Source organism: Actinomycetospora sp. (assembly GCF_055612215.1).
In genome coordinates this window covers 1-4,317 of the sequence record NZ_JBVPVA010000392.1, presented here as the reverse complement: position 1 = coordinate 4,317, position 4,317 = coordinate 1, and the positions used below count along the sequence as shown (strand labels likewise).

At 73.0% G+C, this 4,317-nt stretch carries 3 protein-coding genes; 1 reads left to right on the top strand and 2 read right to left on the bottom strand.

Translation table 11 applies throughout. The features are described from left to right. The first annotated feature begins 252 nt into the window (after positions 1-252). The gene (locus AC0CYZ_RS11175) at positions 253-903 is read left to right on the top strand and encodes a UdgX family uracil-DNA binding protein (RefSeq protein WP_472215248.1); all 651 of its coding nucleotides are present in this window, start codon (positions 253-255) and stop codon (positions 901-903) included. Here the strand turns inward: AC0CYZ_RS11175 and uvrB are convergent. After that, positions 896-3,127 carry an excinuclease ABC subunit UvrB gene (gene uvrB, locus AC0CYZ_RS11170; RefSeq protein WP_472215246.1) on the bottom strand — a complete coding sequence of 744 codons (2,232 nt, stop codon included), beginning with the start codon at positions 3,125-3,127 and terminating at the stop codon, positions 896-898. The two genes, AC0CYZ_RS11175 and uvrB, sit on opposite strands and share 8 nt — an antisense overlap. Positions 3,128-3,183: 56 nt before the next feature. Continuing rightward, positions 3,184-4,317, bottom strand: a 1,134-nt coding sequence (locus AC0CYZ_RS11165; protein WP_472215244.1) for a DUF5685 family protein, incomplete at its 5' end; no start/stop codon positions are given.

The following is a 4,317-nucleotide window of genomic DNA, read 5'->3' as shown; positions in this document are numbered from 1 at the left end:
TCACGACGTACTCCCGGGGACTGGATCCGCTGCTGGAATCCGAGCCAGGTCTCGGGGCTCGTGCGTGGCCCACGGTGGCGCACCGTGAGATCGCGCGCCGGGAGCCTGGCTCACCCGACGCGCCGGAGTACTACCTCTCCGATCCGCGCGATCATGTCCGTGATGTTACCCACGGGCCCCGGGAGTGCAAGTCGGTGGGGTGGGCGCGTCGGGGTGAGGGTCGAGCCGGCCCGTCGCGGGCAACCCGGCCCCGTGACCGAACCGCTCGATCTCTTCTCCACCCCCGACGCCGACGCGGATGTCCCCGACGCGGCCCCCGACCTCGCGACGCTGCGCGAGCGCGCCGCCGGGTGCACCGCGTGCGAGCTCTACGAGGGGACGACGGGCACCGTCTTCGGTACCGGCCCCGCGACCGCCCGGATGATGTTCGTCGGGGAGCAGCCCGGCGACCAGGAGGACCGCGCGCTCGAGCCCTTCGTCGGGCCGGCCGGTCGCCTCTTCGACGGTGCACTCGTCGAGGCCGGCATCGCCCGCGAGGACGCCTACGTCACGAACGCGGTGAAGCACTTCTCGTTCCGCCGCCAGGGCAACCGCCGGATACACCAGACACCGAAGGCCGGGCACGTCCGGGCCTGCCGGCCATGGCTGGACGGCGAGCTCGCGCTGGTCCGCCCGCACGTGCTCGTCACCCTCGGGGCGACGGCCGGCAAGGCGCTGCTCGGCTCCTCGTTCCGGATCACCGCCGAGCGCGGGCAGCCCCGGCCGTGGCAGGACACGACGCTCGTCCCGACCATCCACCCGTCCGCGATCCTGCGCGCCGATCCCGATCGCGGACAGGACGCCGAGGAGATGCGCGCGGGGTTCGTCGAGGACCTGCGCCAGGCCGCGGAACTGCTCAGCTGACCCCGGCGGCGTCCATTCCCCTCATCTCCTTCTTGAGGTCGGCGATCTCGTCGCGCAGCCGGCCCGCGAGCTCGAACTGCAGGTCCCGCGCCGCCGACATCATCTGGTCGGTGAGCTGCTGGATGAGGTCGGCCAGCTCGGCACGCGCCATCCCCGACGTGTCGCGGTGCTCCACCACCCCCGAGTGGCCCCGGGTGCCGCCGGCCTCGCCCGCCGCCCGGCGGCCCCGGGAGGCGTTGCGTCCGGACCCGCCGATCTCCACCTCGGTGTCCTCGGCCTCGCGGTAGACGCGGTCGTGGCTGTCGTTGATGTTCTTGCGCAGCGGCTGCGGGTCGACCCCGCGCTCGGTGTTGTAGGCGATCTGCTTCTCGCGGCGCCGGTTGGTCTCGTCGATGGCGTACTGCATCGACTCGGTGACGCGGTCGGCGTACATGTGCACCTGGCCGGACACGTTGCGGGCCGCGCGGCCGATCGTCTGGATCAGCGACCGCTCGCTGCGCAGGAAGCCCTCCTTGTCCGCGTCGAGGATCGCCACCAGCGACACCTCGGGCAGGTCGAGGCCCTCGCGGAGCAGGTTGATGCCGACCAGCACGTCGTACTCGCCCGAGCGCAGCTGGCGCAGCAGTTCCACCCGGCGCAGCGTGTCGACCTCGGAGTGCAGGTAGCGGACCTTGATCCCGAGCTCGAGCAGGTAGTCGGTGAGGTCCTCGGACATCTTCTTGGTCAGCGTGGTGACCAGGACCCGCTCGTCCTTCTCGACCCGGGCGCGGATCTCGGCCACGAGGTCGTCGATCTGGCCCTTGGTCGGCTTGACGATCACCTCGGGGTCGACCAGGCCCGTCGGGCGGATGACCTGCTCGACGAACTCGCCGCCGGCCTGGCGCATCTCGTAGTCCCCCGGCGTGGCCGAGAGGTACACCGTCTGCCCGATGCGGTCGGCGAACTCCTCCCAGGTCAGCGGCCGGTTGTCGGTGGCCGACGGGAGCCGGAAGCCGTACTCGACGAGGTTGCGCTTGCGGGACATGTCGCCCTCGTACATGCCGCCGATCTGCGGCACGGTCACGTGCGACTCGTCGATGACCAGCAGGAAGTCGTTCGGGAAGTAGTCGATCAGCGTCGCGGGAGCGGTGCCCGGGCCGCGCCCGTCGATGTGGCGGGAGTAGTTCTCGATGCCGGAGCAGAACCCGACCTGGCGCATCATCTCGATGTCGTAGCTGGTGCGCATGCGCAGCCGCTGGGCCTCCAGCAGCTTCCCCTGGTTCTCCAGCTCCGCGAGGCGCTCCTCGAGCTCCTGCTCGATCGCCTTGATCGCGCGCTCCATGCGCTCCGGCCCGGCGACGTAGTGGGTCGCCGGGAAGATGCGGACGTCCTCGACCTGGTTGACCACGTCGCCCGTCAGCGGGTTGAGGTAGTACAGCGACTCGACCTCGTCACCGAAGAACTCGATGCGGATCGCGAGCTCCTCGTACGCCGGGATGATCTCCACGGTGTCCCCGCGGACCCGGAACGTGCCCCGGGCGAAGGCCATGTCGTTGCGCGTGTACTGCACGTCGACCAGGGCGCGCAGCAGCGTGTCGCGGTCGATCTCCTCGCCGACCTCCAGCTTCACCGAGCGGTCGAGGTAGGACTGCGGGGTGCCGAGGCCGTAGATGCACGACACCGACGCGACCACGACGACGTCGCGACGCAGCAGCAGGTTCGACGTCGCCGAGTGGCGCAGCCGCTCGACGTCCTCGTTGATCGAGGAGTCCTTCTCGATGTAGGTGTCGGTCTGCGCGATGTACGCCTCGGGCTGGTAGTAGTCGTAGTACGAGACGAAGTACTCGACGGCGTTGTTCGGCAGCAGCTCGCGCAGCTCGTTGGCCAGCTGCGCAGCGAGGGTCTTGTTCGGCGCCATCACGAGCGTCGGCCGCTGCACCCGTTCGATGAGCCACGCGGCGGTGGCCGACTTCCCGGTGCCGGTGGCGCCCAGCAGCACGATGTCGTGCTCGCCGGCCTTGACGCGGCGCTCGAGATCGTCGATGGCCGCCGGCTGGTCACCCGCCGGGGAGTACGGGCTGATGACCTCGAACGGCACCCCGGTGCGCTCGATCTCGCCGATCGGCCGGAACTCCGACTCGGCCAGCGCGTCGTCGGGGAGACCCTCGGGGTTGTCCAGCAGCGTGCCCGGGTGCGCCTCGTGAGCGTCACGGGCAGCACCGGGGACCTCGGTCGCGAACGCCATGTCACCGAGGCTAACCCGACCCCCCGACAGTCTGTTCCCGCTCGTGGATCCCCTGCTCAGGAGCCGCAGTCGCAGTCGCAGCACCCGTCACAGTCGGAGCAGCAGTCACAGCAGTCGCAGCCGCACTCGCACCCGTCCGCGCAGGTCCCGCACCAGTTCGACCGCGGCTGTCCCGACCACGGCCCGACGAACTCGTCGGCGCAGCACACCTGGCCCGTGCAGCACAGCCCGGCGGCCGCGACGCACCCGCCGAGCAGGCCCCGCGGGGGGTGCGACGGCCGCTCGGGCGCGGCCTCGTCGGGACCGTCGTCCTCGGGCTCGTCGTCCGGGTCGTCGTCCGGATCCCCATCGGGATCCCCGAGCGGCGCCGCGGGGTCCCACGGCGGTAGCGGCCGCTCGGGCGGCCCGGTCCCCGACGACGGGGCGTGCCCCGAGGCCGGTCCGAACGGCACGAACGGCCCGTCGGTGACCATCGTGGGTGACGAACCGGCTCGTCCGTGGCCGTGCTCGCCCCGGCCGCCCGCGACCGCGGCCGCCGTCCGGTCGACCGCGCGCCCCGACTCGTGCACCAGCAGCCGGTGGGCCAGCCGGCGCGCGGTCCCGGCCCCGGGGCCGAATCGCACCCGGCGCAGCGCGGCCCGGATCCCGGCGACGGCCTCCCGGCAGCCCGCGAGCGCCGTCGCGCGGCTGGTCCCGGTCGCCGCGAGCGGGTTCCACCGGCCGTGCGCGGTGTCGTCGTCGAGGTCGGCCACGGCGTCGAGCAGGTGGGCGAGCCGCCCCAGCAGCCGACCGGCCTCGTCGAGCGGCGCGACGTTCTCCGGGCGGCCCGCGAGCACCGCGGTGTGGGCCAGCGCCGAGCCGACCGCGGCCTCCGTCGGCGCCGTGACCGCGGTCAGCGGAGCGCCCGCGGCCGCCTCCACCTCGCGCTGCCGGGCCGGGACCGCGAGCAGGTCGGCCGGGTCGAACCCGAGACCGGACGCCGCCGTCGTCCCGGCCCGCGACCACGCGGTCGCCATCCGCGTGCCCGCCCGGGCGACCGGACGGCGGGCGAAGGGCCCGTCGCCGTCGGCCACGTGGTCGCCGACCGCGTCGGAGGCCAGCAGCAGCGCCGTCGAGGCCGCGAGCCGCGCCCCGTCCCCGGTCACCACCGGCGCGGGCCGCATCCCCCGCAGCGGGCACGGCCCCGCCCG

Bases quoted from the DNA above. Each gene is read 5' to 3' on its own strand.
- uvrB (WP_472215246.1), bottom strand. From the start codon at position 3,127: ATGGCGTTCGCGACCGAGGTCCCCGGTGCTGCCCGTGACGCTCACGAG.